The sequence below is a fragment of the Xanthomonas sp. NCPPB 901 genome (genome assembly GCF_056725085.1).
The window spans coordinates 908,069-934,428 of record NZ_CM161511.1 but is presented as its reverse complement, the minus strand read 5'-3'; the positions used below and the strand labels follow the sequence as shown (position 1 = coordinate 934,428).

The following is a 26,360-nucleotide window of genomic DNA, read 5'->3' as shown; positions in this document are numbered from 1 at the left end:
CCGCGCGCCGCCGCACCCAGGTCCACGTGCGGCGGATCTCGCGATCTGTGGAGGGCGGCAGCGCTGCCCGCGTCCGCCGCGGGTCGCCCCCCTCGCCCTGACTGCGCGCGCGCCGCCAGTACGACCGGCCATCGCCCTGCGATGACGGCCAGGCCGCCACGGCGCCCGCAGCCGGGCCCTGGCGACCAAGTGTTATATTGTTTCAATACTCGACACCGACCGTCACGCATGCCGTCCGCTGTTTCCGCCGCCCCCGCGTCCCTCGCCCTGCCCGCCACCGCCTCGGCCAGCGCGCGCCTGGCCTCGATCGACCTGCTGCGCGGCACGGTCATGCTGCTGATGCTGCTCGACCATGTGCGCGAGACCTTCTACCTGCACCAGCCGGTCGGCGACCCGATGGACGTGGAACGCACCGCGCCGGCGCTGTTCCTCGCGCGCACCCTGGCGCACCTGTGCGCGCCGGTGTTCGTGTTCCTGACCGGCCTGTCGGCGTGGCTGTACGCGGCGCGGCAAGCCGATGGCCGCGCCGCGGCCGCCAGCTTCCTGCTCAAGCGCGGCCTGTTCCTGATCGTGCTGGAACTGACGCTGGTCAACCTGGCCTGGAGCGGCGCCTTTCCGCCGCAGGCGCTGTATCTGCAGGTGATCTGGGCGATCGGCCTGAGCATGCTCGCGCTGGCCGCGCTGCTGTGGCTGCCGCGGCCGGCGCTCGCCCTGATCGGCGCGGCGCTGGTCGCCGGCCACCACCTGCTGGACGATGTACAGGTGCAGGGCGACGGCCCGCTCGCGGCCGCCTGGGCGGTGCTGCACGACCGGCGCTGGCTGGAACTGGGCGACCTGCGCCTGCGCACTTCCTACCCGGTGCTGCCGTGGATCGGGGTGATCGCGCTCGGCTACGCCGCCGGCCCCTGGTACGCCGCCGACCGCGCGCCGGCGCAGCGTCAGCAGCGCCTGCTGGCCTGGGGCCTGGGCGCGCTGGCCGGCTTCCACCTGCTGCGCTGGCACAACGGCTACGGCGATACGCCCTGGCAGGCCCAGGACGACCTCGCGCACACCGCGATGAGCTTCTTCAACGTCACCAAGTACCCGCCGTCGCTGCAGTTCCTGCTGCTGACGCTGGGCGTGGGCCTGCTGTTGCTGCGCCTGTACGAACACCCCGCGGTGGCACGCGCCCTGGCGCCGCTGGCGGCGATCGGCGCGGCGCCGATGTTCTTCTACCTGCTGCACCTGTACGTGCTCAAGCTGGCCTACCTGGCCGCGCTGGCGCTGTGCGGCGCCAACCACGGCGCCCTGTTCGGCGTGGACAGCGTCGCTGCGCTGTGGGCGATCGCCGCGGCGCTGGGGCTGGCCCTGTACTGGCCCACCGCCGCGTTCGCGCGGCTGAAGGCGCGGCGCCGCGACCTGGCCTGGCTGCGCTACTTCTAGGCGCGACCCGCCTCCCCAGGCCGCCGCGCCGGGCCTGGCGGAAGCGCGCAGGCCGTCCAGCCGGCCGCCGGCGATTCATCCGCGTGCAATGCCGGCGTGGTCGACTGCAACTTCCTTCGTCCGCGCCTGGAGACCTGCGATGTCCACCCGCCTGCTGCCGTTGCTGCTGATCGGCCTGACCCTTGCCGCCGGCACCGGATGCGCGGCGGCGGCAAGCAAGCGCGACGCCTGGGTGGTGCAGCAGATCCACGACTACAACCATCCCTACGCGGCACAGCGCGCCGAGCTGGACACCAAGATGGCGACGATGGCCGGCAGCGCCTACGCCTTCTACCGCGGCACCGACCACCTCTTCTACCAGGACATGAAGACCCTACCGGCGTCGCTGTGGACCTCGCCGCAGACCGGCTACACCTGGCTCGGCGGCGACACCCACGTCGGCAACTTCGATGCGGCGCGCGACAGCAGCGGCAAGGCGGTGTTCAAGGTCGCCGACTTCGACGAAGGCCATCTCGGCCAATACGTGTGGGACCTGCGCCGGCTGGCCGCGAGCATGGTCCTGGCCGGCCGCGACAACGGCCTGTCCGACAGTGACATCGGCGACGCCATCGACAGCATGGTCGGCGCCTACCTGGACAAGATCGCCGATTTCCGCGGCAGCGACGCCGAAGCGAGCTTCCAGTTGAGCAAGCGCAACACCAGCGGCGCGGTGGCCAAGGCCATCGACAGCGCCGACGGCAAGAGCCGCAGCAGCCTGCTGTCCAAGTACACCGTGGTCAGCGGCGGCAAGCGCCGGTTCCAGGACCTGGACAACCTGGTCGCGGTGGACGCCAGCACCGCCTCGACGGTGGCCGCGGCAATGGACGGCTACATCGGCTCGATCGCCGCGGGCAAGCGCTATGCGGCCAGCTACTACACCATCAAGGACGTGCACCAGAAGCTGGGCTCGGGCACCGGCAGCCTCGGCCGCCTGCGCCTGTACGTGCTGATCGAAGGCCCGAGCGCATCGACCGGCGACGACGTGATCCTGGAATGGAAACAGGAAGCGGCCAGCGTGGTCGCCGTGGCGGCGCCGTCGCAGATGCCGGCCTCCACCTACGACAACAACGAGGGCGCGCGGGTGGCGCGCACCGCCAAGGCGCAGACCATCGACGCCGACGTGCTGGTCGGCTACGCCAGCGTCGCCGGCACCCCGTTCTACGTGCACGAGAAGTCGCCGTTCCAGCAGGACCTGGACCCGACCGCACTGGACAGCGCCGGCAAGCTCGCCACCGCCGCCACCTACCTGGGCCAGGCCCTGGCCTCGGCGCACGCGCTGGCCGACCAGGACTACGACCCGAACGTGGTGCCGTACAGCATCGACAAGCAGATCGACCAGGCGGTCACCAGCAAGAGCGGGCTGAAATCGGAACTGCGCCAGTTCGCGTTCGACTACGCCGCGCAAGTGCAACTGGACTGGCAGTCGTTCGTGGCGGCGTACAAGGCGGGGACGCCGCTGTATTGAGTCGTGCCGGGTGGGTGCAGGTAACGCATGCCATGCACTGTTTCGAGAAAGCATGCGCGCCGAAGCGGCTTGCTGTACGACACGGCTTCCTGTGGGAATCAACTGTCATGCAGCCGTGACGCGCGAAGGAGTGTGCTTTCCGATGGCGCAATGCGTCGGGACCGAAGTCCCTCCCACAGGGCACCCGGCGGGTTCGCCGCAAGCCCCTGCGGAAGCGGCTCCAGCCGCGACGAAGCGTTACCGGTGCAGCCTCGTCGCAACTGAAGGGCGCCTCTAGAAACCTCAATTCGAGGACGGCGCGCCAAGCAGATCCGTCACTTGTGAATGCTCAGGTGGAGCAGGTCGGAGTCGTGAGAGGGCCCAAGCCGCTCCCACAACAGCGATACGCCTCTCCGGCACGTTGCGTTACAGGATATACCGGCTCAGATCCGGATCCTGCACCAGCTCGCCCAGGTGCGCATCGACATAGGCCGCGTCCACGGAGACGCTCTGCCCATCGCGATCCGGCGCTTCATAGCTCAGCGTGTCGAGCAGGCGCTCGAGTACGGTGTGCAGGCGCCGCGCGCCGATGTTCTCCTGGCGCTCGTTGACCAGGAACGCGATCTCCGCCAGCCGCGCGATGGCGTCGTCGGTGAAGCGCAGGCTCACGCCCTCGGTCAGCAACAGCGCCTCGTACTGCTTGGTCAGCGCCGCCTTCGGTTCGGTGAGGATGCGGATGAAGTCGTCCTTCGACAGCGCCGACAGCTCCACGCGGATCGGGAAACGGCCCTGCAGCTCCGGGATCAGGTCGCTGGGCTTGGCCAGGTGGAACGCGCCGGAGGCGATGAACAGGATGTGGTCGGTCTTGACCGTGCCGTACTTGGTGCTGACGTTGGAGCCTTCCACCAGCGGCAGCAGATCGCGCTGCACGCCCTCGCGCGAGACGTCGCCGCCGGTGGCGCCGGCCTCGCTGCGCTTGGCCACCTTGTCGATCTCGTCGATGAACACGATGCCGTGCTGTTCGCAGGCCTCGATCGCGGCGGCGCGGACATCGTCCTCGTTGACCAGCTTGCCGGCCTCTTCCTCGATCAGCAGCGGCCGCGCGGCCTTGATGGTCAGCTTGCGCGACTGCGACTTGCCGCCGCCCAGGTTGGAGAACATCTGCCGCAGCTGCTGGCCCATTTCCTCCATGCCCGGCGGGGTCATGATGTCCATGCTGACGTTGACCGCGACGTCCAGTTCGATCTCGCGCTCGTCCAGCTCGCCGGCGCGCAGCATGCGCCGGAACTTGCTGCGGGTGTCGCTGTCCTGCGCCGACGGCTCGTGCCGCGCGGCTTCCGGATCGAAGCCGATGCCGGCGCTGCGCCGCGGCAGCAGCGCATCGAGGATGCGGTCCTCGGCGCGTTCCTCGGCCTGGGTGCGCACGCGGGCCTTGGCCTGCTCGCGGTACAGCTTGACCGCGGTGTCGGCCAGGTCGCGCACGATCTGCTCCACGTCCTTGCCGACGTAGCCGACCTCGGTGAAGCGGGTCGCCTCGACCTTGACGAACGGCGCATTGGCCAGCGTCGCCAGGCGCCGCGCGATCTCGGTCTTGCCGACGCCGGTGGGGCCGATCATCAGGATGTTCTTCGGCATCACTTCGTTGCGCAGCGCATCGGGCAGCTGCATGCGCCGCCAGCGGTTGCGCAGCGCGATCGCCACCGCGCGCTTGGCCTCGTGCTGGCCGACGATGTGGCGGTCCAGCTCCTGCACGATCTCGCGCGGGGTCATGGTGCTATGGGTATCGGTCATGGTCGGGAAATCGAAGAGGGAATCGGGAATGGAGAATCGGGAATCGAGAAAGCAGGCGTCATCGGCAACGGAAAGGAGAGCCGCTGTTGCGATTCCCCATTCCCGATTCCCGATTCACAGCTCTTCGACCACCACATTGCGATTGGTGTAGATGCAGATGTCGCCGGCGATGTTCAGCGCTTCGACGGCGATGGTGCGCGCGTCCAGCGTGGTGTGGCCGAGCAGCGCGCGCGCCGCCGACAGGGCGTAGGAGCCGCCGGAGCCGATGGCGATGATGCCGTCCTCCGGCTCGATCACATCGCCGGTGCCGCTGATGATCAGCGAGGTTTCCTTGTCGGCCACCGCCAGCAGCGCCTCGAGCTTGCCGAGGCGGCGCTCGGTGCGCCAATCCTTGGCCAGTTCCACCGCGGCGCGGGTCAACTGGCCGTGCTTTTCCAGCTTGGCCTCGAACAGTTCGAACAGGGTGAACGCGTCGGCGGCGGCGCCGGCGAAGCCGGCCAGCACCTGGCCCTCGCGGCCGAGCCGGCGCACCTTGCGCGCATTGCCCTTCATCACGGTGTGGCCCAGGGTCACCTGGCCGTCGCCGGCCACGGCGACGCGGCCATCGCGGCGCACCGACAGGATCGTGGTGGCGTGGAAAACATTGGGGTTCTGACTGGGATCCATGCGGCCTCCGGAACGATGACTCAGGTGTGGGGGCTGGCAGCGCGCGGTTCAAGCGTCGCCGAGAGCAGGCGGTTCCTCGCCACGCCGCACAGGCGCCGGCCGCGCCGGATCGGCAGCGATGCGCCAGGCGACGCGCCCATCCTTGCCCGGGGGCTCGATCGGATGCAGGGTGCGTCCGGCGCCGTTGTCGCAGGCCGGATCTTGTACGGCGCAATCGCCGTCTTAGCCCCAGCACAGCCGTTCGGGGATGGCACGACGCCAGCGGGAAGGGTTGGCCATCGTTACGCCCTCGCGACGCGGGAGGGCAGTGTCGCCCCGCCTACGCGGGCGCGCCTTGATCCAGAACAAGGGCGGGTGCGGCAGCGGCCGTGCGGCCGCACTGCGGCGCTCAGGACTTGCGCTTGGCGCGCGGGTGCGCCGCGTCGTAGACCTTGGCCAGGTGCTGGAAGTCCAGGTGGGTGTAGATCTGCGTGGTGGCGATGTCGGCATGGCCGAGCAGTTCCTGCACGCCGCGCAGGTCGCCGGAGGATTCCAGGATGTGGCTGGCGAAGCTGTGCCGCAGCATGTGCGGGTGCACGTGCTTGAACAGGCCCTGGCGCCCGGCCAGTTGCTTGATCCGGATCTGCACCGCGCGCGCACCGATCGGCGCCCCGCCGCGCCCCGGAAACACCGGTGCGGCGGGCTCGCCCCGGCTCTCTTCGCGCCACGCCAGCAGCGCGGTGCGCGCATGCGAGCCCACCGGCACCAGCCGCTGCTTGTTGCCCTTGCCCAGCACGCTGACCATGCCGGCGACGAAATCCAGATCGCGCCAGCGCAACGCGCACAGCTCGCTCAGGCGCAGGCCGGAGGAATAGAACAGCTCCAGCAGCGCGCGGTCGCGCAGGCCCAGCGGCGCATCGGTCGGCACTTCGACCAAGCGCACCGCCTCGTCCGCATCGAGCACCTGCGGCAGCTTGCGCGGCGCCTTCGGCGCGCGCAATGCCGCGGCCGGACTGGCGGCGATGTGGCCGTGCTTGAGCAGCCAGGCGTAGAAACTGCGGCATGCCGACAGCCGCCGCTGCAGGCTCTTGGGCGACAGTCCGCGGCGGTGTTCGGCGGCGATGAACTGGCGCAGCTGCGCGGCATCGAGCGCGGCCGGCTCGCCGAGCAGGTTGTCCGCAGCCCACGCCGACAAGGCGGCCAGGTCGCGTCGGTATGCGTCCAGGGTATGCGCGGACATGCGCCGCTCGACCTGCAGGTAGGCGAGGAAGCGGGACTCGGGACCCGCGACCTGTGACCCGGGAGAAGCGGCCGCGCTGGCGGTACCAGCAGTGTCCTGCCCAGCCTGACGATCGGCAGCGCCGGGCCCGGCGCTGTCCCGGGCCCCGGGTCCCGGGTCCCGCGTCCCGGCCATGCTCATCGCTGCAACGCCACCGCCAGCGACTCGCCCATCATGCGCAGGAACAAGGTGCCCATGCCGGGATAGAAGCGGTTCGGGTCGCGGCTGCCGACCGCGATCAGGCCCAGGCCGGGCAGCGGCAACAGCGCGGTGGATTGCACCTCGTCCACGCGCTCGCCGTACAGCAGCGCCTGCTTTTCCGGTTGCAGGCGGCCGCAGATCGGCTCGCCGTCCTTCAGGCAATCGCGGAACGGCGCCAGCCGCGGATCGTCGGCCGCCAGCACCTGCAGCCACGGCGCCTGCTCCAGGCCGGACAAGGGCTGCAGCAGCACGATGCTGACCAGGTCGCCCTGGAAATCCTCCTGCAGCGAGGCGGCCATCGCGCGCACGCTGTCGGCGGCGCTGTGCTGGCGCATCAGCGCCAGGGTCAACTGATGGGTGCGCACCGCCAGCCGTTCGTTGACCTGCGCGTTGGCCGCCAGCTCGCTCAGCCGCCGCGACAGCTCGCGGTTCTTGTCGCGCAGCACTTCCAGCTGGTAGCTGGCCAGCGACGCGGTGGGACCGTCGTCGCGCGGCACCACCAGGGTCAGCGCCAGGTCGGGGAACTGCTTCAGGAAGCCGGGGTGGCGCCGCAGCCACGCCGCCACCTCGTGCGCACCGAGCTTGTCCTGGCTGTCGCTCATCGGATCCATTCTCCATCGAAGACGAACGTCGCCGGGCCGGACATCACCGCCGGTGCGTCGTCGCGCGGCCACTGCACGCGCAGTTCGCCGCCCGGCAGGCTGATGCGCACGTCGCGCTCCACCCGGCCGCGCTGCATCATCACCGCCGCCGCCGCGCAGGCGCCGCTGCCGCAGGCCAGGGTCTCGCCGACGCCGCGCTCGTACACGCGCAGGCGCAGGTGGCCGCGGTCGATCACCTGCACGAAGCCGACGTTGACCGAATCCGGGAACGAGGCGTGCTGCTGCAGCAACGGGCCCAGGCGTTCCAGCGGCGCCGCATCGACCAGGCCCACTTCCAGCACCGCGTGCGGGTTGCCCATCGACACCGCGCCGAAACGCACGCTCCCGCCCTGCAGCGGCAACACGTACTCGTCGCGCGCGCGCGGAAAGCCGACCAGCGGCACGTCCTCCGGCGCGAAGCGCGGCACGCCCATCGCCACGGCGAATTCGCCCGCGGCGCGGCGCTCGATGCGATGGCTGCCGGCCGGGCTCTCGATCACGAACTCGCCGTCGGCGGGCGCAGTGCCGTCGCGCACCAGCCAGGCGGCGATGCAGCGCGCGCCGTTGCCGCATTGCCCGGCGGCGCTGCCGTCGGTGTTCCAGATGCGGTAGCTGGCGACCGCGGCGGGATCGTGCGGCGGCTCGATGGTCAGGATCTGGTCGCAGCCGACGCCGAAGTGGCGGTCGGCCAGGCGCATCGCCAGGGCGGCGTCCGGCGGCGGGGTGCCGTCGCGCAGGTCGAGCACCACGAAATCGTTGCCCGCGCCCTGCATCTTGCTGAAACGCAAGCGCGCGGCGTGGCGGGCCTCACTCATTCCCATCGGTGGGCACGGTGGTGTCGTTGGCCGGCGGGCGCTGGCCGTCCACCGGCTGCGCCTGCCCGGCGGGATCGGTGGTCGCCGGCGGGGTCGCGTCGGGCGCGGGCGCCGGGGTGGCCTCCACCGGGACCGGCTTCTGCGGCATCACCAGCGGTCCCTTGTTGCCGCAGCCGGCCAGGGCCAGCAGCACAGCGGCGGAAAGAACGAGACGGATCGGAGAAGAGGACGATGTGCTCATGCGCCGAGTATAGCCACACCGGCATGAACCGGCTGTGCCGCCATCGCCGCGTCGCGCGCGCTCATCGGCGCGGCGGTTCCGGGCGCCACCACAGCCATAGCGCCACCGCGCTCATGCAGCCGATCGCCAGCACCTGCACCCACAACCGATGCACGAACAGCAGCAGCACCAGCGCGCACGCGGCCATGGTCAGCGTCGCCATCCACTTGCCGCGCCGGCTGACCGCGCCATGCGCTTCCCAGTCGCGGATGCTGCGGCCGAAGCGCGGATCGCGCAGCAAGCGCCGGCGCAGCCGCGGCGAACCGCGCGCGGCGGCGTAGGCGGCGATCAGCACGAACACCGTGGTCGGCAGCCCCGGCACGAAGATGCCGACGATGCCGGTCACCAGGCTGGCGTAAGCCAGCAGCCACCAGGCCCAGCGGAAACGGGAGTGCGTGCGCATCGCGCCATCATAAGCCCGCGTCGGCGCGCACTGGCGTCGACCCGCCCACTGCCGCGCCGCCGGGCGCCTGCCGCCGCGGCGGCGGCGGCGACACGCGAAGCCATTGGTGCGTCTGAGTTCACTGCAGTCGGGACTGAAGTCCCTCCCACAGCGAGCTGCCAGACCAACAGCGCCGCTGCCGGCCCTCGCATAGGACACATGCAACCCACCCATGAGAGGAACGGCTTCAGCCGCGACGATCGAAAGCCTCCGACTTATCCGACCTCCGCGCAGTCGGGACTGAAGTCCCTCCCACAAGGAGTGACCAGGCCACCAGCGCGACTGCCTGCTCTCGCGCGGTGATCGAGCGTTCCGCCCACTGTAGGAGCGGCTTCAGCCGCGACGGGCGAAGCCATTGGCGCATTTGACCTCCTTGCAGTCGGGACTGAAGTCCCTCCCGCAAGGCGTTGCCAAACCGTCCGCGCTGCCGCATGTCATGGCGCATCGGGCCATCGCACCTTCAGCACCGACCCGGCCGCAATGCTCACTGTGGGAGCGGCTTCAGCCGCGACGCGTGAAGCCACAGGCCATCCGCCATCCGACGATTGGGACAAGCAGGCTTCACGCCAGCCTGCCCACCTGCACATCGGCCGGCCTGCAGGCCAGCCGACGCGCACCGCACTCACTTGGCCGGTGACTCCACGCCCAGCTGGTCCAGCATAAACGCATAGGACTCGGCCATTTCGCGGTAGCGGCGGAAGCGCCCGGACTTGCCGCCGTGGCCGGCTTCCATGTTGACCCGGAACACGATCGGCTGGCTGCCGGTGTCGTACTCGCGCAGCTTGGCCACCCATTTGGCCGGCTCCCAGTACTGCACCTGCGAGTCCCACAGGCCGGTGCCGATGTACATCGCCGGATAGGCCTGGCGGGCGACGTTGTCGTAGGGCGAGTAGCTGAGCATGTAGTCGTAGTACGCCTTCTGCTCGGGATTGCCCCACTCGTCGTACTCGTTGGTGGTCAGCGGGATGCTCGGGTCGAGCATGGTGGTGACCACGTCCACGAACGGCACCTGCGCCACCAGCACGCGGTAGTCCTTGGGCGCCATGTTCGCCACCGCGCCCATCAGCAGGCCGCCGGCGCTGCCGCCGGCCGCGGCGACCCGGTCCGGGGCGGCGTAGCCCTGCTGCACCAGCCCGCGGGTGACGTCGATGAAGTCGGTGAAGGTGTTCTTCTTGTGCAGCAGCTTGCCCTGGTCGTACCAGTCGCGGCCCATTTCCTGGCCGCCGCGGATGTGCGCGATGGCGTAGACCACGCCGCGGTCGAGCAGGCTCACCACCGGCAGGTTGAACGCCGGATCGGTGGACATGCCGTAGCTGCCGTAGGCGTACTGGTACAGCGCGGCGCTGCCGTCCTTCTTGAAGCCCTTCTTGTAGACCAGCGACACCGGCACCTTGACCCCGTCGCGCGCGGTCACCCACACGCGTTCGGTCTGGTACCGGCTGGCGTCGTAGCCGATCACCGGCTGCTGCTTGAGCAGCTTGCGCTCGCCGGTGCGGGTGTTGAGTTCGTAGGTGGTGGCCGGGGTAGTCAGCGAGGTATAGCTGTAGCGCAGCCACGGCGTGTCCGGCTCGGGATTGATCGACAGGCCCATCGAATACGCCGGCTCGTCGGCCTTGACGTACTCCTCCTTGCCGTCGGCGAAATGCAGGCGGATCCGCTCCAGTCCGTCGGAGCGCTCGGCGATGGCGGTGAAGCCGTCGAACAGCTCGAAGCCGTCGATGAACACCTTGTCGTCGTAGGGCAGCCAGCTCTGCCACTGGCTGCGCGCGGTGGCGCCGTCGGGCGCGGTCATCAGCGCGTAGTTCTTGGCCTTCCAGTTGGTGCGGATCACCCAGCGGCCGTCGAAGTGATCGGCCTGGTACTCGACGTCGCGCTCGCGCGGCGCCAGCACGGTGAAGCGCTGCGGATCGGCGGCCGGCGCGTAGCGCTGCTCGGAGGACACCGTGCTCTCCACGCCGATGACGATGTACTTGTCGTCGCGGGTGCGGCCCACGCCCATGTAGAAACTGTCGTCCTTCTCCTCGTAGACCAGCGTGTCCTGCGCCGCCGGGGTGCCCAGCACATGCTTCTTGACCCGCACCGTCAACAGCGTCTCCGGGTCGTTCTCGACGTAGAACAGGGTCTTGTTGTCGTCGGCCCAGACCACGTCCGGCGACACCCCGGGAATGCGGTCGGCGTAGACCTCGCCGGTGTCCAGGTTCTTGAAGCGCACCACGTACTGGCGGCGGCCCACGTCGTCCTCGGTCCAGGCCAGGAGGCGGTTGTCCTGGCTGACCGCCGCGTCGCCGACGCTGAAGTAGCCCTTGCCGGCGGCCATGGCGTTGACGTCGAGCAGGATCTCCTCCGGCGCCTCCATGCTGCCCTTGCGGCGCGCCTGGATCGGGTAGTCCTTGCCGCTCTCGTAACGGGTGTAGTACCAGTAGCCGCGCTCGCGGTACGGCACGCTGCTGTCGTCCTGCTTGATGCGGCCGACGATCTCCTCGTACAGCCGGTCTTCCAGCGGCTTGAGCGGCTTCAGCACCTGGTCGGCATAGGCGTTCTCGGCATTGAGATAGGCCAGCATCTGCGGGTTCTTGCGCGTGTCGTCGCGCAGCCAGTAGTAGGCGTCCTGGCGAACGGCGCCGAACGGCGCCTTGACCGCATGCGGCTGCTTGGCCGGATGCGGCGGGGTGGCCGCGGCGGCGGAGGCGGAGGAAGCGAAGGAGGCGGTCATGAGCAGGACGAGGCTCGCTAGCAAGGGACGGTGGGGCATCTAATGGGGCTCCGGCGGCGGTAACGCAACGGGACGCCACCCGGGCCGGGCGGCGGCAGCGGGCGGACGCCGCGCAGTGCTGGCCGAGTCTCCCTGCAACGCTGCGCCGTGGCAAGCGCGCCAAGGCTCTCCGGAGCCGGCGATGCATCTCGAAGAGAAGGGCGGTTGCCGTGCGCGGCGCGAAGCCGGCATGGCGGGGGGAGGTCTTCGCCTGCGCGGTGGACAGCGCCTTGGCGCGACCGATAACCGCTCTGGCAGCCGCGCCTCACTCGCCGCGCGGCCGCGCGCAGCGTGATCCACCGCCCACTCAGCCCCAGAACAAGCGCACACACGGTACCGCCATCGCACAGCCGCTTCGTGGTCCACCCGACATCGCTAACACGCGCGAAAGCGCGCTCCTCTATCATCGGCGACATGGCCTCCCTTCCCGGCGACACCCTCAGCGCCTCGCCCACCGCGCCCCGCTACAGCCAGCGCAGCCGCGAGATCGAACCGTTCCACGTCATGGCGCTGCTGGCCCGCGCCAACGACCTGGAGCACGCCGGCCACGACGTGATCCACCTGGAGATCGGCGAGCCGGACTTCACCACCGCCGCACCGATCGTCGCCGCCGGCCAGGCCGCGCTGAACGCCGGCCACACCCGCTACACCGCCGCGCGCGGCCTGCCCGCCCTGCGCCAGGCGTTGGCGGACTATTACCGGCAGCGCCACGACGTCGACCTGGATCCGGCGCGCATCCTGATCACCCCCGGCGGCTCCGGCGCGCTGCTGCTGGCCAGCGCCCTGCTGGTCGATCCCGGCCGCCACTGGCTGATGGCCGACCCCGGCTACCCGTGCAACCGCCACTTCCTGCGCCTGGTCGAAGGCGCCGCGCAACTGGTGCCGGTCGGCCCGGACAGCCGCTACCAACTGACCCCGGACCTGCTGCAGCGGCACTGGAACGCGGACAGCGTCGGCGCCCTGGTGGCCTCGCCGGCCAACCCCACCGGCACCGTGCTCGCGCGCGCCGAACTGGCCGCGCTGTCGCAGACGCTGCACGCGCGCGGCGGGCACCTGGTGGTGGACGAGATCTATCACGGCCTCAGCTACGGCATCGACGCGCCCAGCGTGCTCGAGGTCGACGACGCGGCCTACGTGCTCAACAGTTTCTCCAAGTACTTCGGCATGACCGGCTGGCGCCTGGGCTGGCTGGTGGCGCCGCGCGCGGCGGTGCCGTCGCTGGAGAAGCTGGCGCAGAACCTGTACATCAGCGCCTCCAGCATCGCCCAGCACGCAGCGCTGGCCTGCTTCCTGCCGGAAACGCGGCAGATCCTGGAAACGCGCCGCGCCGAGTTCGCGCAGCGCCGCGACTACCTGTTGCCGGCACTGCGCGCGCTCGGCTTCCGCATCGAGGTCGAACCGCAGGGCGCGTTCTACCTGTATGCCGACGTGTCCGGGTTCACCGACGATGCGCAGGCGTTCTGCGCGCACTTCCTGGAAACCGAGTACGTTGCGTTCACCCCGGGCGTGGATTTCGGCCGTCACCGCGCCCGCCAGCATGTGCGCATCGCCTACACCCAGAGCCTGCCGCGCCTGCAGGAAGCGGTGGCGCGGATCGCGCGCGGGCTGGCGCGCTGGACGCACTGAGGCGGCCTGCGGCACCGGAAAGCCCATGGAGCCCTTCATCCCAACCTATCGCGAAGCCATCGACTCCGATCTCGGTGCGATCTGCGCGCTAGGCGAAGAAGTGAATGCGCTCCACCATGAGGCGTTTCCCCACATCTTCGCCGGCGCGGGCGCCGCGGACCGCGACGCGGCGCACTGGCACAGCAGCATCGGCCGGGACGATGCCACCACCATCGTCGCCGAAGCGCAGGGCGTGCTCGTCGGTTTCGTCACGGTCAGCATCGTCACCGAATCGCACTCGCTGCTGCAGCCCATGCGCTTCGGCCGGGTGGGCAGCGTGGGCATCACCCGACGCCATCGGGGCCGGGGCATCGGCCCGGCGCTGATGCAGCGGGCGCACGAGTGGGTGGCGCGACGCGGCGGTGTCGAAATGCGCCTGAACGTCTGGGCCTTCAACACGCATGCGCTGCACGTGTACGAAGCACTTGGCTACGACGTCCGGTCGCTGGTCCTGGTCAAGCCGTTGGCCGGCGAAGCCTGAGCAGCCGCGGCGGCAAGACCAGGACGAGAACGCGGGCAGTGCCGGCGCGCTCGCGACGCACCGCGTTGCGCGCCGGCTCGAGCGTGCACTGACGCACGCTGGGCCAGGTCGCGATCCGCGCCCCGACCGGGACGCGGACCGCACGCCTCACTTGGACAAGCGCTCCCACAGGAAGCTGTAGGCCAGCGCCTGCATGTGCGCCGCCTGCGCGTTGTTGGCCGCCCCGCCATGACCGCCTTCGATGTTCTCGTAGTAGGTCACGTCCTTGCCGGCGTCGATCATCTTCGCCGCCATCTTCCGCGCATGGCCCGGGTGCACGCGGTCGTCGCGGGTGGAGGTCAGGAAGATCACCGGCGGATAGGTCTTCTTCGGGTCGAACAGGTGGTACGGCGAGAAGGTCTGGATGAACTTCCAGTCGTCGGTGTCCGGGTTGCCGTACTCGGCCATCCACGAGGCGCCGGCCAGCAGGTGGCTGTAGCGCTTCATGTCCAGCAGCGGCACCTGCACCACCACCGCGCCGAACAACTGCGGGTACTGCATCAGCATGTTGCCGGCCATCAGCCCGCCGTTGCTGCCGCCCTGCACGCCCAGGTGCTTGGCCGAGGTGATCTTGCGCGCGACCAGGTCCTGCGCCACCGCCGCCATGTCCTCGTAGGCCTTGTGCCGGTTCTGCTTCAGCGCCGCCTGGTGCCAGCGCGGGCCGTACTCGCCGCCGCCGCGGATGTTGGCCAGCGCGTACACGCCGCCCTGGTCGAGCCAGGCGCGGCCGAGGCTGCCCGAGTAGAACGGGGTCATCGAGATCTCGAAGCCGCCGTAGGCGTACAGCAGGGTCGGCGCGCTGCCGTCGGCCTTGAGCTGCTTGGGCCGGACCAGGAAGTACGGGACCTTGGTGCCGTCCTTGGACACGGCGAAGTGCTGCTCGATTTCGTCCTTGGACGCATCGAAGAAGCTCGGCATCGCCTTCAGCGTCTCGATGCTCTGCGGCCCGCGCTGCACGTCGGCCAGCATCAGCGTGGTCGGGGTCAGGAAGTCGGTGGAGGTCAGCCACACCTGGTCGTTCTCGTCGGCATCGACCGCATCGACGCTGGTGCTGCCGAAGGCCAGGTCGCCGACCGGGAACGGCGCGCGCGCCCACGCGCCCTCGCCCGGGGTCAACACCCACAGCCGGCTCTTGACGTCGTCGAGCACGTTCAGCACCAGCCGCGACTTGGTCCAGGCGAAGGACGCCAGCGACGCGGTCTCGGTCGGCGTGAACAGCACCTGGAAGTCGCGCTTGCCGGCCATGAAGTCGTCGAACTTGGTCACCAGCAGCGCGCCGGCCGGGTAGGTCGTGCCGCCCACCGTCCACGGATCGCGCAGCTCCAGCGTCAGCCACTGGCGGTGCACGCCCTTGTTGGCCGAGTTGGGCACGTCGATCTTGGTCAGGCGGCCGTCGGCGCCGCGCAGGTACATCTCGTCGTTGTAGAAGGCCAGCGTGCGGCTGACGAAGTCGCGCTCGTAGCCGGGCGTGTCGTCGTGCATCGCGGCGATGTACATGTCGTCCGGCTTGCCCTCGTAGACCAGCGTGGCGCTGCTCATCGGGGTGCCGCGCTTCCACTGCTTGACGATGCGCGGGTAGCCGGAGCTGGTCAGCGAGCCGGGGCCGAAGTCGGTGTACAGGTACACGGTGTCGGCATCGATCCAGCTCAGCCCGCCCTTGGCCTCGGGACGGAAGAAGCCGTCCTTGATCCACTGCTTGCTGTCCAGGTCGAACTCGCGGGTGACATCGGCGTCGGCGCCGCCGCGCGACAGCGCGATCAGGCAGCGGCGGTACTCCGGGCGCAGGCAGTTGGCGCCGTGCCACACCCAGTTCTCGCCCTCGGCCTTGTTCAGCGCATCCAGGTCCAGCACCGTCTCCCACTTCGGCTCGGGCTTGCGGTACTCCTCGAGCGTGGTGCGGCGCCACAGGCCGCGCTCGTGCGCGCGGTCCTTCCACAGGTTGTAGTAGTACGGGCCGATCTTCTGCACGGCCGGGATCTTGGCGTCGGAATCCAGCACCTCGCGGATGCCGGCCTCGCGGGCCTTGAAGGCGGGGGTGTCGGCCAGCCGCGCCTCGGTCTTGGCGTTCTGCGCCTTGACCCAGTCCAGCGCCTTGGCGCCGGTGACGTCTTCGAGCCAGGCATAGGGGTCTTGGGGCATCGCGGTTTCCTTGGCCGCGGCGGTGCCGGCGGTGAGCAGGCCGGCGAGCAGGCAGGCGTGTGCGAGTGGGGACATGGGTCGGATCCGGGAAGGACAGCGCCGCACCCTAGCACGCACCAATTGCCGGCCTCCCCTGCCGAAGGTCAGGCCGGACGCGCGGAGCGCACTGCGGGTCCGCGTCGCCGCGCCTGCGCCCGTGGCCGGGCCCGCCACTGCCCCCACAGGCGGCGCAGCGGCGGCAGCGGGAAGCGGTGCAAGGCCCACCAGGCGCTCAACGGCATGCCCAGCAGCCACAGCGGCCGCCAGCCCAGCCATTCGCTGTGGCCGCGCGCGGCCGGCCACACCAGGACCAGGGCCAGCCCGGCCAGGATCGCCTGGCGCAGCAGGCGGCGCAGGCCCGGGTGCGGGACGTGGGGACGCAGGGAGGACGGAACGATCGGCATGACGGCGGCTCCTGGAGGTCGAGGCGCGCAGCGTGCCGCCGCGACATCTCAGGGGCTGCGACGCATCATTGACATGGCGCTCGCGCATACTTGACCAGCGTTCGCCCTTCGCCCCGGAACCTTGTCTATGCGCCTGCTTTCCCTGTTCGCCTCCGTGCTGCTGCTGGGCATGGCCGTCCCGTTGCCGACCGCCCGCGCCAAGTCGCTGGACCCCGAACATGAACCGGCGCAGCCGCCGATCGACCTGCAGCGCTTCATGGGCCGCTGGTACGTCATCGCCCATGTGCCCTACTTCGCCGAGCGCGGCCACGTCGCCAGCAGCGACGAGTACACCCTCAAGGACGACGGCAAGATCGCGGTGCGCTACCAGTACCGCGAGGGCTTCGACGAACCGGTCAAGGAGATCACCTCGCGCGCCACGGTCAAGGAAGGCACCGGCAATCGCCGCTGGACCACCTGGTTCTTCGCCGTGGTGCCGACCAAGTACCGCATCCTGGAAGTGGCGCCGGACTATTCCTGGGCGCTGATCGACTACCCCGGCCGCGACCTGGCCTGGGTGTTGGCGCGCTCGCCGAACATGAGCTACAAGCAATACCGCGAACTGGTGGACAAGCTGGACCACCAGTACGGGGTCAACATCGACAAGCTCAAGCGCGTGGCGCAGCGCCGCGACCAGGTCGGCAAGCTCGGCTTCGAAGTGCCGAACAAGCCCTAGGCAACGCCCGGATAGGTTACCTTTAAGAGCAGGGTTCTGAAAAACCAATGATTGCCAACGTCGCTACAGACCTACTCGTAGCGTATTATTCAACTTATTCCAGCCATCTCGTTGAAATTGATCCTCATGTAAGAAACGAGACAAGCGAGACAGAGTGCCTTTGGATTGGAAGTTATTTTGATCTGATCCGCTCACTGCGTAGCAAGCCTAGCGTCATCGTTGATCTCGACGCGAATGTCTTCAAAAGCACCGAATATCCAAGATCCATTTTTGCCGTCCAAGCCGATATCCGCAGCTTGCCTTTCAAAAAAATATTTGGCCGGGTATTGATTCCTGGCTGCGTTACGGCGTACCTGCTGAAGGACCGTGATGTCCTTAGCGCAGCCGAGTCCATTGCGAGCGTTCTCAATGGCAGCCATGAAACCACTTTGTGGTTGGATGCATATGATAGTGCAAGCATACTAGATAGCGGCTACTTCAATCAGAAGTGCGAAGTCAGGCTTTTTGAAAACACCTGGTTAGTAGTGTCTCGATATACGAAGCGCAACAACCATCCGTTCTTGTTCGACGTCACCCTATCCTTCCTTCAACGCGGCATCTCAGGTCCGCCCATAACCATAACGTTCCAGCAGCGGGCCTTTACCGTCTGCGAGCTTGATAACATGTTCAGTCAACATGGATTTAAACTTAAGAAACATGAAACCCAGCAAGCACGAGGCCGCCACAGCTTAACGTTTTCTGCCAAATGAGATAATAGATTTCAGGCCTTAGCTGAAAAATTAAGATTAAAAAGACAGGTTTTAATTACAAGGGCGGCTCGCGCTGCGCCAAGCCGGCGCACCCGCCGATACCCAGACGCCGTTCGATCCGCATCGTCGCGCGTCTGCCACCGCCCAGCGCCGCCACGCCATCGCGCGCCGGCGTGGCTGCCACCGACGTCCCGATCATCCTTCGCTCAGCGAACCGCCCGGCGCGGCCCGTATGATCGGGGGCGCCCTCCCCCACAGACAGGTGCACCGCTTGGCCAGCGTCCTCTCCGAACCCCTCGACGAAGCGCCGCGCGGCTGCGCGGACGCGACCCTGCTGCGCGGCCAGGTGTTCGCGCAGAACTGCCCGTCCCGCGCAGTGCTCAGCCATGTCACCAGCCGCTGGGGCGTGCTGGTGCTGGTGGCCCTGCGCAAGGGCACCCACCGCTTCGGCGACCTGCGCCGCAGCCTGGAAGGGGTCAGCGAGAAGATGCTGTCGCAAACCCTGCAGGCGCTGGAGGCGGACGGCCTGGTGCAGCGCACCGCCTACCCGGTGGTGCCGCCGCACGTGGAATACGACCTGACCCCGCTCGGTGCCGAAGCGGCCGCGCACGTGCATACGCTGGTGGACTGGATCGAGCGCAACATCGGCGTGATCCTCGGCGGCGGCGCGCCGCTGGACGCGCGCTAGAGCGTCCACAGCCAGGCCACGCCGGGCATCGGCGTCGCCGTCGCGACTGAAGCCGCTCCCACAGGACGCGTCCCGGAACGATTGGAGGTGCCCTGAAGCCGCGCCTGCGCGAGCGATCGCATCGCGCGCAGCGGTACCTCAATCGTCGCTGTAGTTGCTCAGCGCCAGCGACAGCAGCGCCTTGGCCTGTTCGCGCAGCGAGCGCGGCTCGACGATCTCCGCATCCGAGCCGTAGTGCAGCACGTCCATCAGCAGTTCGCGCGAGACGCTGTAGGGCACCTTCAGCTCGTAGCGGCCGTCGGCCAGGAACCGGCCCTGCTGCTTGGAATGCCAGTGCTCGTCGGCGACCCAGCGCGCCGCCTTGGGGCTGAACACGATGGTGGCCCAGCCCTTGGGCGCGCCGGAGAAGATGCCGTAGCTGGCCGCCAGCTGCGAATCCAGTTCGGCGTCGGCCACGTCCTGCGCCGGCTGGTCGAGCAGGCGCGCATGGTTGATGCGGTCCACCGCGAAGCTGCGCACCGCGTCGCGGCCATGGTCCCAGGCGTCCAGGTACCAATTGTCGCGGTAGTGGGTGATGCGCTGCGGCGACACCGTACGCTTGGTCGATTCGTCGGTGGAGCGGGCCCGGTAGTCGAAGGACAGGCGCTTGCGCTCCAGCACCGCCGAGGCGACGGTGCGGAAGCTGGCTTCGTCGAGCTTGCGGCCGCGGTGCGGGATCACCCGCACCCGTTCCACCGGCCAATGGGTCGCCCCGGCCTGGGCCGCGAGCAGACTCTCGATACGCTGCTGCAGCGGCGCCAGCACCGAGGACAGCACCCCGCCGCCGGTCCGCGCCAGCAACTGCTGCGAGGCCAGCAGCGCGTGCAGTTCCTCCGAACTCAGCCACAGTCCCGGCAACTCGAAGCGGTCGCTCTCCCCGGACTCGTAGCGGAAGCCGGCCTCGCCGTCGCCCTCGACCGGCGCCATCAGCGCATCGCGCAGGAAGGCCAGATCGCGATAGACGGTGGCGCGGGAGCAGCCCAGTTCGTCCTGCAGCCGCGCCACCGTCACCGGGTAGCGCGCGGACTTGAGCAGGCGGTGCAGTGCGTTGATGCGTTCGTAGCGGTCCATGGCCCCGATTATGTCTGAGTCGCGGACGGAAAACGCCTGCCCGGCGTGGCCACCTGCGGCGCGCCCGAACGGTCAATGAAGCCGGCGCCGGCGGCCGGCCAGGGTGTCATGTGGATCCGGTATGATGAAATCGTTTCCATTTCGTTAGCCGAAGGCTGCGTCCTCATCCCCGGAGAGAAGCCATGTCCCGCCGCGCCACCCACGTATCCGCCATCGCTTTGCTGCTGCTGAGCACGTCCCCGGCCTGGGCCGCCGACGTCGCGACCTCGCCGGCGGCCACGGACCCGGCCAGTTCGCCGTGGAGCGGATCGGGCGAACTCGGCTTCGCCTCCTCGCACGGCAACAGCACCAACGAAAGCCTCAACGGCCGACTCAAGGGCCAGTACGTAGACGGCGACTGGATCCACAGCCTGGACCTGCTCGCCCTGCATGCCAGCGCCGAGTACACCGACACCAATCCGGACGGCACCACCACGCGCAAGCGCCAGACCACCTCCAACCGCTACACCGGCAGCGCCGGCAGCGCGCTGCAGCTCGGCGAACACCGCCAGCTGACCGCCTCGCTGCGCTACGAGCGCGACGACTTCGCCACCTACGACCGCCTGGCGACGATCGGCATCGGCTACGGCACCCGGATCATGGACGGCGATCACCGCAGTCTGGACGTGCAGATCGGTCCCGGCGTGCGCCGCGCCCACGATGTGGTCGAGGACCGTACCGAGACCGGCCTGATCGGCCGCGGCCTGGTCGACTTCAAGTACGGCCTGACCAAGAACACCGATCTGGGCAACACCCTGCTGATCGAATCGGGCGCGTACAACACCTTCGCGCAGAACGACCTGGGCATCTCGGTGAGCATGAACGAGCGGCTGGCGCTGAAGGCCGGCTGGCAGGCGCGCTACAACAGCGACGTCAGCGACGACAAGAAGAAGACCGATACCTTGACCACGATGAACCTGGTCTACAAGTTCAAGTGAGCCGGGAGTGGGGATTGGGGATTCGGGATCGGTAAAGGCAGGAATCCCGGGTTCGGCGACATGGCGGTGCCGGTCGCCGTACGGTTTCGCCGCCGTCGCCGCACGCCACCACGTCGCGCTGTGACGCATTCCGCCAGGCACGGCCTCATCGGTGACAGTCGAGCGCCGCGATCCACCCCAGGGCACGCCATGCCTAAGGCGTGGCGGTCCCGCTGCTCGAGCTGCCAGCCCTCCTCGGCAAAAAGGCCTATTGTGAACACCCCAGACCGATGGGAGGCGTTCACCGGCCGTATCTTTTGAAGGATGTTCAATCGGGACAGAGGCGCTGCCTCCCCGCGATCTTCAGATGCCCAGTAGGTGTATAGCTGTGCCCGAAACGGAGGCTGTGATGACCGTATCCGATCCAAAGACGGTGGTACGCCGCTTCAACAAAGAGGTGATCGAAGGCGGTGATCGCACCGCGTTCGAGGTGCTGATGGCGCCGGGGTTCGTCAATCGATCCGCCCCGCCCGGCGCTCCTTCAGGAAGCGAGAGCATGTGGAGTACCTTCCATGACATTCTCCGGCCCGCATTGGCCGGATTGACGGTGACGATTCACGACCAGGTCGCCGAGGGTGGCAAGGTGACGACCCGCAAGACCGTGTCGGGCAGGCATACAGGGACGCTGTTCGGGGTGGAACCGACTGGAAAGATGGTCAGCATCGACGTGATCGACATCGTCCGGGTCGAGGACGGTCGCTATGTCGAGCATTGGGGCCTCAACAACCTGCCGACGGTACTCGCTGGCTTGCAGCGCGGTTAGTCGACCCTGCGGTAGCCGCTCCTACGGGATTACACGCCCACTGCCTGCCGCCGTCAGACCGGCAGCTAGACATCCAGCAGCTCGCGCGCGCCGGCGCCGAGCAGTGCCGCGGCCACGGCCTGGCCCAGCGCCTCCGGCTCGCGGGCGCTGCGCTGCAGCTCCGCCCGCACCAGGCGCCCGTCGGCGACGCCGCCGACCAGGCCCTGTAGCAGCAGCTCCTCGCCGCGCCACTGCGCGAAAGCGGCCACCGGCACGTGGCAGCTGCCGTGCAGGGCGCGGTTCATCGCCCGCTCCGCCTCCACGCAGGTGCGGGTCGGCGCGTCGTCGAGCGCGGCGAACAGCGCCCGCGCGGCACCGGCGTCCTCGCGGCATTCCACCGCGATCGCGCCCTGCGCCGGGGCCGGCAGCCAGTCCGGCGCCTGCAGGCGCTGGGTGATGCGTCCGTCCAGGCCCAGCCGTTGCAGGCCGGCGCAGGCCAGCACGATGGCGTCGTAGCCGCCGTTGTCGAGCTTGGCCAGGCGCGTGTTGACGTTGCCGCGCAGGTCCAGCAGTTCCAGGTCCGGGCGCCGCGCGCGCAGTTGCGCCTGCCGCCGCAGCGAGGAGGTGCCGACGCGCGCGCCCAGCGGCAGCGCGTCCAGCGAGGCATAGAGGTTGGAGATCAGCGCATCGGCCGGATCGGCGCGCGGCAGGATCGCCGGCAGCACGAACGGCCGGTCCAGCTCCATCGGCACGTCCTTGAGCGAATGCACCGCGCAATCGGCCTCGCCGCGCAGCATCGCCAGTTCCAGCTCCTTCAGGAACAGGCCCTTGCCGCCGATCGCCGCCAGCGAGCGGTCCAGGACTTCGTCGCCGCGGGTACTCATCGGCACCAGCACCACGTCCAGGTGCGGATGCGCGCGGCGCAGGCAGGCGGCGACATGCTCGCTCTGCCACAGGGCGAGCGGACTCTTGCGGGTAGCGATGCGCAGGATCTTCATGCGCGCATTATCGCGGAAAGCCGCCGTCCGCCGCTGCCGCCGCGTGGCGCGGGCGGCGTCAGCGCTGGTGGATCTCCTTGCGCAACTGCGCCACGCAGCGCCGGCTGACCTCCAGCGGCTGCTTGCCATGGCGCAGTACCGCCTGCACCTGGCCCTCGCCGAGCCGGCGCAGCTCCACCAGTTCGTGGCGCGCGACCAGGCAGTTGCGGTGGATGCGCACGAAGCGCTCGGCGAACTCCTCCTCCAGCGCGCGCAGCGATTCCTCGATCAGGTCCTCGCCGCGGGCGTGGTGCACCACCACGTATTTTTCCTCGGCCTGCAGGTAGTGGATGTCGTCGACCGGGATCAGCCGCAGGCTGCCGCGCAGGCGCGCGCACAGGTGGCTGCGGCGCTGCGGCGCCGGCGCGGCGGCCGCGCCGCTGCCGCGCCCGGCCATGAAGGTACGGGCGCGTTGCAGGGCCGCGGCCAGGCGCTCGGCACGCACCGGCTTCATCAGGTAGTCGAGCGCCGCCGCCTCGAACGCGGACAGCGCATGCGCATCGTAGGCGGTGCAGAACACCACGGCCGGGCGCGGCTCGAAGGTGGCCAGGTGGCGCGCGGCCTCCAGCCCGTCGAGACCGGGCATGGCGATGTCCAGCAGCACCAGGTCCGGCTGCGCGGCGGCGCAGGCGTGCAGCGCTTCCATGCCGTTGTCGGCTTCGGCCACCACTTCCACCCCGGCATGCGCGGCCAGCAGCGTGCGCAGGCGTTCGCGCGCCAGGGGCTCGTCGTCGGCGATCAACACCTTCACCCTGGTCTCCTCGCTCGGCTGGCGTGCGCTGCGGCCGATACTAGCCCCGGTTCCGGGCGCCCGCCATGGGCATCGCACCATGCCGCCACGCGGCCGCCGCCCTCAGGCGCCGGCGATGCAGGCGTCCATCCAGTCGCCCAGGTCGGCGATTTCCTCGGCGCAGACCTGGTGCGCCATCGGGTAGCGCCGCCACTGCACCGGCATGCCCAGCGCCTGCAGGGCCTGTGCGGTGCGCTCGGCATAGGGCTGCGGGATCACCGGGTCAGCCTGGCCATGGGCCATGAACAGCGGCTGCGTCAGCGCCGCCGGGACATGCCAGCGGGCGACGCTTTCCAGTTCCGGCAGATAGGTGGACAGACCGATCAGGCCGGCCAGCGGCCGTTCGCGGCGCAGGCCGGCGGCCAGGGTGATCGCGCCGCCCTGGGAGAAGCCGGCCAGCAGCAGGCGCTCGGCCGGCACGCCGCGCGCGTCCTCGCGCGCGATCAGTTCCTCGACCTGGGCCACCGATTCGGCGACGCCGGCGCTGTCGGCGCGGTTGGAGAAGTCCATGCTGACGATGTCGTACCAGGCGCGCATGCGCACGCCGTTGTTGACCGTCACCGCCCGCACCGGCGCGTGCGGGAAGACGAAGCGCAGGGCCGGCCAGTGCGGCCGCACCAGCTCAGGCACCAGCGGCGCGAAGTCGTGGCCGTCGGCGCCCAGGCCGTGCAGCCACAGGACGGTCCAGCGCGGCGCGGCGCCGGTCTCGTGTTCCACTGTCTCCAGCATGTCGGTTCCCGATGGATGAGGCCGGATAGTATGCCGGCGTCAGCCCTGGGCCTGCGCCTCGGCCTCAGCCCGGCGCGCGGCGGCTTCGCGGCGCAGTTCCGCGGCGCGCAGCAGCACCGCCGGCGCCTGCGACTCCTCGGGAATGGCGAGGATGCGCAACTTGCGCAACCACAGGCCGGCGGCGCGCGAGGAACTGATCGCCACCACCGGCACCGCCAGCGCCATGCCGATCACCACCGGCGCCATCCACGCCGCCAGCGACGGCGACACGGCGTAGGCCATGCCGCCCATCAGCAGGCCGAACGCGCTCAGTCCGCCGTAGCTGCGCAACAGCGCCGACCACGAGATGCGGCCGTCGTCGCGCTGCTGCGCGTCCCAGCCCGAGTCCTTGCCGGCCAGCACCTCGGCGACGCCGCGCGACTGCACGTACATCACCACCGGCGCCATCAGCGCGGCCAGCAGCGTTTCCAGCAGCATGCTCACGAAGGCGCGCAGCCCACCACCGCAGCCGCGGCGTTCGCCGGGCTTGAGCAGCATCGCGAAGTACCCCATCACCTTGGGCGCCAGCAACACGAACATGGTCACCGCGAACACCCAGAACACCCGCGTGGAGTCCTGCTGGTGCCAGTAGCGCGCCGGCGAGAACGGCGAGATCACCGAGGCGACCAGGTCGAAACCGCCGTTCTGCAGCGGAATGGCGATGCCGATCAGCATCAGCATGCCCCACATCGGCGCAGTGAAGTAATGGCCGATGCCGATCAGCATGTGCATGCGGCTGACCCAGTGCAGGCCGCGCGCGCGCACCACCTTGGAGTGCTGCAGGTTGCCCTGGCACCAGCGGCGGTCGCGCACCAGCAGGTCGGTCAGCGTCGGCGGGCCTTCCTCGTAGCTGCCCTGCAGGTACGGCACCATGTGGATGGCCCAGCCGCCGCGGCGCATCAGCGCCGCTTCGACGAAGTCGTGGCTGAGCACGTGGCCGCAGAACGGCTTGCGCCCGGGCAGCGACGGCAGGCCGGCCTGCGCGGCGAAGGCCGCGGTGCGGATCATCGCGTTGTGGCCCCAGTAGTTGCTCTCCGCGCCGTGCCACCAGGCCACGCCGAAGGCGATCACCGGGCCGTAGACGCGGCCGCCGAACTGCTGCATACGGGCGAACAGGGTGTTGCCGTTGACCACTTCCGGCAGCGTCTGGATCAGGCCCACGTCGGGGTTGGCCTCCATGCCGGCGGCCAGACGCACGATGCTGTCGCCGGTCATCAGGCTATCGGCGTCCAGGATCAGCATCTGCGGGTAGGCGCCACCGAAGCGGCGCACCCAGTCGGCGATGTTGCCGGCCTTGCGCCCGGCATTGCTGGCGCGGCGCCGGTAGAACAGCCGGCCATGGCCGCCGACGCGCTCCACCAGTTCGGCGTACACCTTTTCTTCTTCCGCGCCGATCGCCGGGCGCGTGGTGTCGCTGAGGATGAAGAAATCGAAGCGCTCGATCTGCCCGGTGGCCTCCACCGATTCGTAGATCGCCTGCAGGCCGGCCATCAGCCGGTGCGGATCCTCGTTGTAGGTGGGCATCAGCAGCGCGGTGCGGTTGCGCACCTGCGGCAGCGGTGCGTCCGGATCGATGCCGAGCTTGCGGCCCTTGCCGAACACCAGGGTGAAGAAGCCGGCCAGCGCGCTGACGAAGGACAGCGCGATCCAGGCGAACAGCGGGATGAACAGCACCATCAGGCAGGCTTCGAGCACGCTCACGCCACCGATCACCAAGACCTTTCCGATCAGCCAACTGGCGTAGGCGGTCATCGCCGCGGTGGTGCCGAACACGTAGAAACGCCGCCAGCCGATCCCGACCGGGGTGCTGGGCAGACGCTTGTTGCGCAGCTTGCCTTCCTGCAGCGACTGCAGCGGCATCGCCAGCGGCGCTTCGGGCGGCAGGACCGCCTGGCCGGCGTCCAAGGGGGCATCGACGGGCACGGCCGGTGTGGGGGCGACCGCGCTCATGCGATCCGCCGATCGCGTCCGGCGCCGCAGCGCCATCGGGAAGTGCCGCGGGCGGACGGCACGGCGGATGCCGCCGCGGCCACGCGCGCCTCGTTGTATTCGCCAGTTGCTACCACGTGCTCTCCTGTCGACGGGCAAAGACGCCCGTCAATGTAAACCTTAAATAGTAAGCTTTCGCGAAGGCCGCCACCGGTGGCGCCGCGGTGGCGCCGGCCGATCCGTTCAGCGATGCCGTCTTCACCCGCGCTCACCCGCGTTTCACCGCGCGCGCCGACCA

General features: G+C 69.3%; 24 protein-coding genes. 9 read left to right on the top strand and 15 right to left on the bottom strand.

Going from position 1 to position 26,360, the window contains the following annotated elements; translation table 11 throughout:
- The first annotated feature begins 228 nt into the window (after window positions 1–228).
- Together AC1PME_RS03870 and AC1PME_RS03865 are read left to right on the top strand one after the other, a co-directional pair.
- The gene (locus tag AC1PME_RS03870) at window positions 229–1,422 is read left to right on the top strand and encodes an acetyltransferase domain-containing protein (RefSeq protein ID WP_481097362.1); all 1,194 of its coding nucleotides are present in this window, start codon (window positions 229–231) and stop codon (window positions 1,420–1,422) included.
- Between the two features lie 139 nt (window positions 1,423–1,561).
- On the top strand, window positions 1,562–2,926 hold the full coding sequence (locus tag AC1PME_RS03865) for a DUF2252 domain-containing protein (RefSeq protein ID WP_481097361.1): 1,365 nt from the start codon (window positions 1,562–1,564) through the stop codon (window positions 2,924–2,926).
- A gap of 405 nt (window positions 2,927–3,331) precedes the next feature.
- On the opposite strand, the gene hslU is transcribed toward AC1PME_RS03865, so the two are convergent.
- The 8 genes from hslU to AC1PME_RS03825 all read right to left on the bottom strand — a co-directional run bounded on the left by hslU (window position 3,332) and on the right by AC1PME_RS03825 (window position 11,712).
- The gene (hslU, locus tag AC1PME_RS03860; RefSeq protein ID WP_254460367.1) at window positions 3,332–4,696 is read right to left on the bottom strand and encodes an ATP-dependent protease ATPase subunit HslU; all 1,365 of its coding nucleotides are present in this window, start codon (window positions 4,694–4,696) and stop codon (window positions 3,332–3,334) included.
- A gap of 114 nt (window positions 4,697–4,810) precedes the next feature.
- Window positions 4,811–5,362, bottom strand: a complete 552-nt coding sequence (gene hslV, locus AC1PME_RS03855) for an ATP-dependent protease subunit HslV (protein ID WP_010341232.1) — start codon at window positions 5,360–5,362, stop codon at window positions 4,811–4,813.
- 388 nt (window positions 5,363–5,750) lie between these two features.
- The gene (gene xerC, locus AC1PME_RS03850) at window positions 5,751–6,581 is read right to left on the bottom strand and encodes a tyrosine recombinase XerC (protein WP_254460365.1); all 831 of its coding nucleotides are present in this window, start codon (window positions 6,579–6,581) and stop codon (window positions 5,751–5,753) included.
- A gap of 176 nt (window positions 6,582–6,757) precedes the next feature.
- Window positions 6,758–7,423, bottom strand: a complete 666-nt coding sequence (locus AC1PME_RS03845) for a DUF484 family protein (protein WP_481097360.1) — start codon at window positions 7,421–7,423, stop codon at window positions 6,758–6,760.
- On the bottom strand, window positions 7,420–8,277 hold the full coding sequence (gene dapF, locus AC1PME_RS03840; protein ID WP_481097359.1) for a diaminopimelate epimerase: 858 nt from the start codon (window positions 8,275–8,277) through the stop codon (window positions 7,420–7,422). The genes AC1PME_RS03845 and dapF overlap by 4 nt, the downstream gene beginning before the upstream one ends.
- Window positions 8,270–8,518, bottom strand: a complete 249-nt coding sequence (gene lptM / locus AC1PME_RS03835; protein WP_254460362.1) for an LPS translocon maturation chaperone LptM — start codon at window positions 8,516–8,518, stop codon at window positions 8,270–8,272. The genes dapF and lptM overlap by 8 nt, the downstream gene beginning before the upstream one ends.
- Before the next feature lie 61 nt (window positions 8,519–8,579).
- Window positions 8,580–8,960 (bottom strand): YbaN family protein, encoded by a 381-nt coding sequence (locus AC1PME_RS03830; RefSeq protein WP_481097358.1) that lies wholly within the window; start codon window positions 8,958–8,960, stop codon window positions 8,580–8,582.
- 661 nt (window positions 8,961–9,621) lie between these two features.
- Window positions 9,622–11,712 (bottom strand): S9 family peptidase, encoded by a 2,091-nt coding sequence (locus AC1PME_RS03825; protein WP_481097357.1) that lies wholly within the window; start codon window positions 11,710–11,712, stop codon window positions 9,622–9,624.
- Window positions 11,713–12,165: 453 nt separating this feature from the next.
- On the opposite strand from AC1PME_RS03825, the gene AC1PME_RS03820 reads away from it, so the two are divergent.
- The gene (locus AC1PME_RS03820; RefSeq protein ID WP_481097356.1) at window positions 12,166–13,377 is read left to right on the top strand and encodes a pyridoxal phosphate-dependent aminotransferase; all 1,212 of its coding nucleotides are present in this window, start codon (window positions 12,166–12,168) and stop codon (window positions 13,375–13,377) included.
- 25 nt (window positions 13,378–13,402) lie between these two features.
- Window positions 13,403–13,897 carry an N-acetyltransferase family protein gene (locus tag AC1PME_RS03815; RefSeq protein ID WP_481097355.1) on the top strand — a complete coding sequence of 165 codons (495 nt, stop codon included), beginning with the start codon at window positions 13,403–13,405 and terminating at the stop codon, window positions 13,895–13,897.
- 147 nt (window positions 13,898–14,044) lie between these two features.
- On the opposite strand, the gene AC1PME_RS03810 is transcribed toward AC1PME_RS03815, so the two are convergent.
- Both AC1PME_RS03810 and AC1PME_RS03805 read right to left on the bottom strand, forming a co-directional pair.
- Window positions 14,045–16,150 carry a prolyl oligopeptidase family serine peptidase gene (locus AC1PME_RS03810; RefSeq protein ID WP_254460357.1) on the bottom strand — a complete coding sequence of 702 codons (2,106 nt, stop codon included), beginning with the start codon at window positions 16,148–16,150 and terminating at the stop codon, window positions 14,045–14,047.
- 68 nt (window positions 16,151–16,218) lie between these two features.
- On the bottom strand, window positions 16,219–16,518 hold the full coding sequence (locus AC1PME_RS03805; protein ID WP_481097354.1) for a hypothetical protein: 300 nt from the start codon (window positions 16,516–16,518) through the stop codon (window positions 16,219–16,221).
- Between the two features lie 127 nt (window positions 16,519–16,645).
- Between AC1PME_RS03805 and AC1PME_RS03800 the strand changes: the two genes are divergently transcribed.
- The 3 genes from AC1PME_RS03800 to AC1PME_RS03790 all read left to right on the top strand — a co-directional run bounded on the left by AC1PME_RS03800 (window position 16,646) and on the right by AC1PME_RS03790 (window position 18,670).
- Window positions 16,646–17,233 (top strand): lipocalin family protein, encoded by a 588-nt coding sequence (locus AC1PME_RS03800; protein ID WP_429002488.1) that lies wholly within the window; start codon window positions 16,646–16,648, stop codon window positions 17,231–17,233.
- A gap of 47 nt (window positions 17,234–17,280) precedes the next feature.
- On the top strand, window positions 17,281–17,982 hold the full coding sequence (locus tag AC1PME_RS03795; protein ID WP_481097353.1) for a hypothetical protein: 702 nt from the start codon (window positions 17,281–17,283) through the stop codon (window positions 17,980–17,982).
- Window positions 17,983–18,244: 262 nt separating this feature from the next.
- On the top strand, window positions 18,245–18,670 hold the full coding sequence (locus AC1PME_RS03790; RefSeq protein WP_481097352.1) for a winged helix-turn-helix transcriptional regulator: 426 nt from the start codon (window positions 18,245–18,247) through the stop codon (window positions 18,668–18,670).
- A gap of 138 nt (window positions 18,671–18,808) precedes the next feature.
- On the opposite strand, the gene AC1PME_RS03785 is transcribed toward AC1PME_RS03790, so the two are convergent.
- Window positions 18,809–19,780: a helix-turn-helix transcriptional regulator gene (locus AC1PME_RS03785; protein WP_010341069.1), complete on the bottom strand. Its 972-nt coding sequence runs from the start codon at window positions 19,778–19,780 to the stop codon at window positions 18,809–18,811.
- 182 nt (window positions 19,781–19,962) lie between these two features.
- Between AC1PME_RS03785 and AC1PME_RS03780 the strand changes: the two genes are divergently transcribed.
- Window positions 19,963–20,757 (top strand): DUF481 domain-containing protein, encoded by a 795-nt coding sequence (locus tag AC1PME_RS03780; protein ID WP_254460353.1) that lies wholly within the window; start codon window positions 19,963–19,965, stop codon window positions 20,755–20,757.
- A gap of 388 nt (window positions 20,758–21,145) precedes the next feature.
- Complete coding sequence (locus AC1PME_RS03775; protein ID WP_481097351.1) at window positions 21,146–21,559, top strand: ester cyclase; 414 nt, start codon at window positions 21,146–21,148, stop codon at window positions 21,557–21,559.
- Between the two features lie 65 nt (window positions 21,560–21,624).
- Here AC1PME_RS03775 and hemC read toward each other — a convergent pair whose 3' ends face one another.
- From hemC to mdoH, 4 genes are all read right to left on the bottom strand, one after another.
- On the bottom strand, window positions 21,625–22,536 hold the full coding sequence (gene hemC, locus AC1PME_RS03770) for a hydroxymethylbilane synthase (protein WP_481097350.1): 912 nt from the start codon (window positions 22,534–22,536) through the stop codon (window positions 21,625–21,627).
- A gap of 58 nt (window positions 22,537–22,594) precedes the next feature.
- The gene (locus AC1PME_RS03765) at window positions 22,595–23,326 is read right to left on the bottom strand and encodes a LytR/AlgR family response regulator transcription factor (protein WP_481097349.1); all 732 of its coding nucleotides are present in this window, start codon (window positions 23,324–23,326) and stop codon (window positions 22,595–22,597) included.
- A 102-nt stretch (window positions 23,327–23,428) separates the two neighbouring features.
- Entirely contained in the window at window positions 23,429–24,094 is a 666-nt protein-coding gene (locus tag AC1PME_RS03760; RefSeq protein WP_481097348.1) for an alpha/beta hydrolase, read from the bottom strand.
- A 39-nt stretch (window positions 24,095–24,133) separates the two neighbouring features.
- Entirely contained in the window at window positions 24,134–26,083 is a 1,950-nt protein-coding gene (gene mdoH, locus AC1PME_RS03755; RefSeq protein ID WP_481097347.1) for a glucans biosynthesis glucosyltransferase MdoH, read from the bottom strand.
- Between the last annotated feature and the right edge of the window lie 277 nt (window positions 26,084–26,360).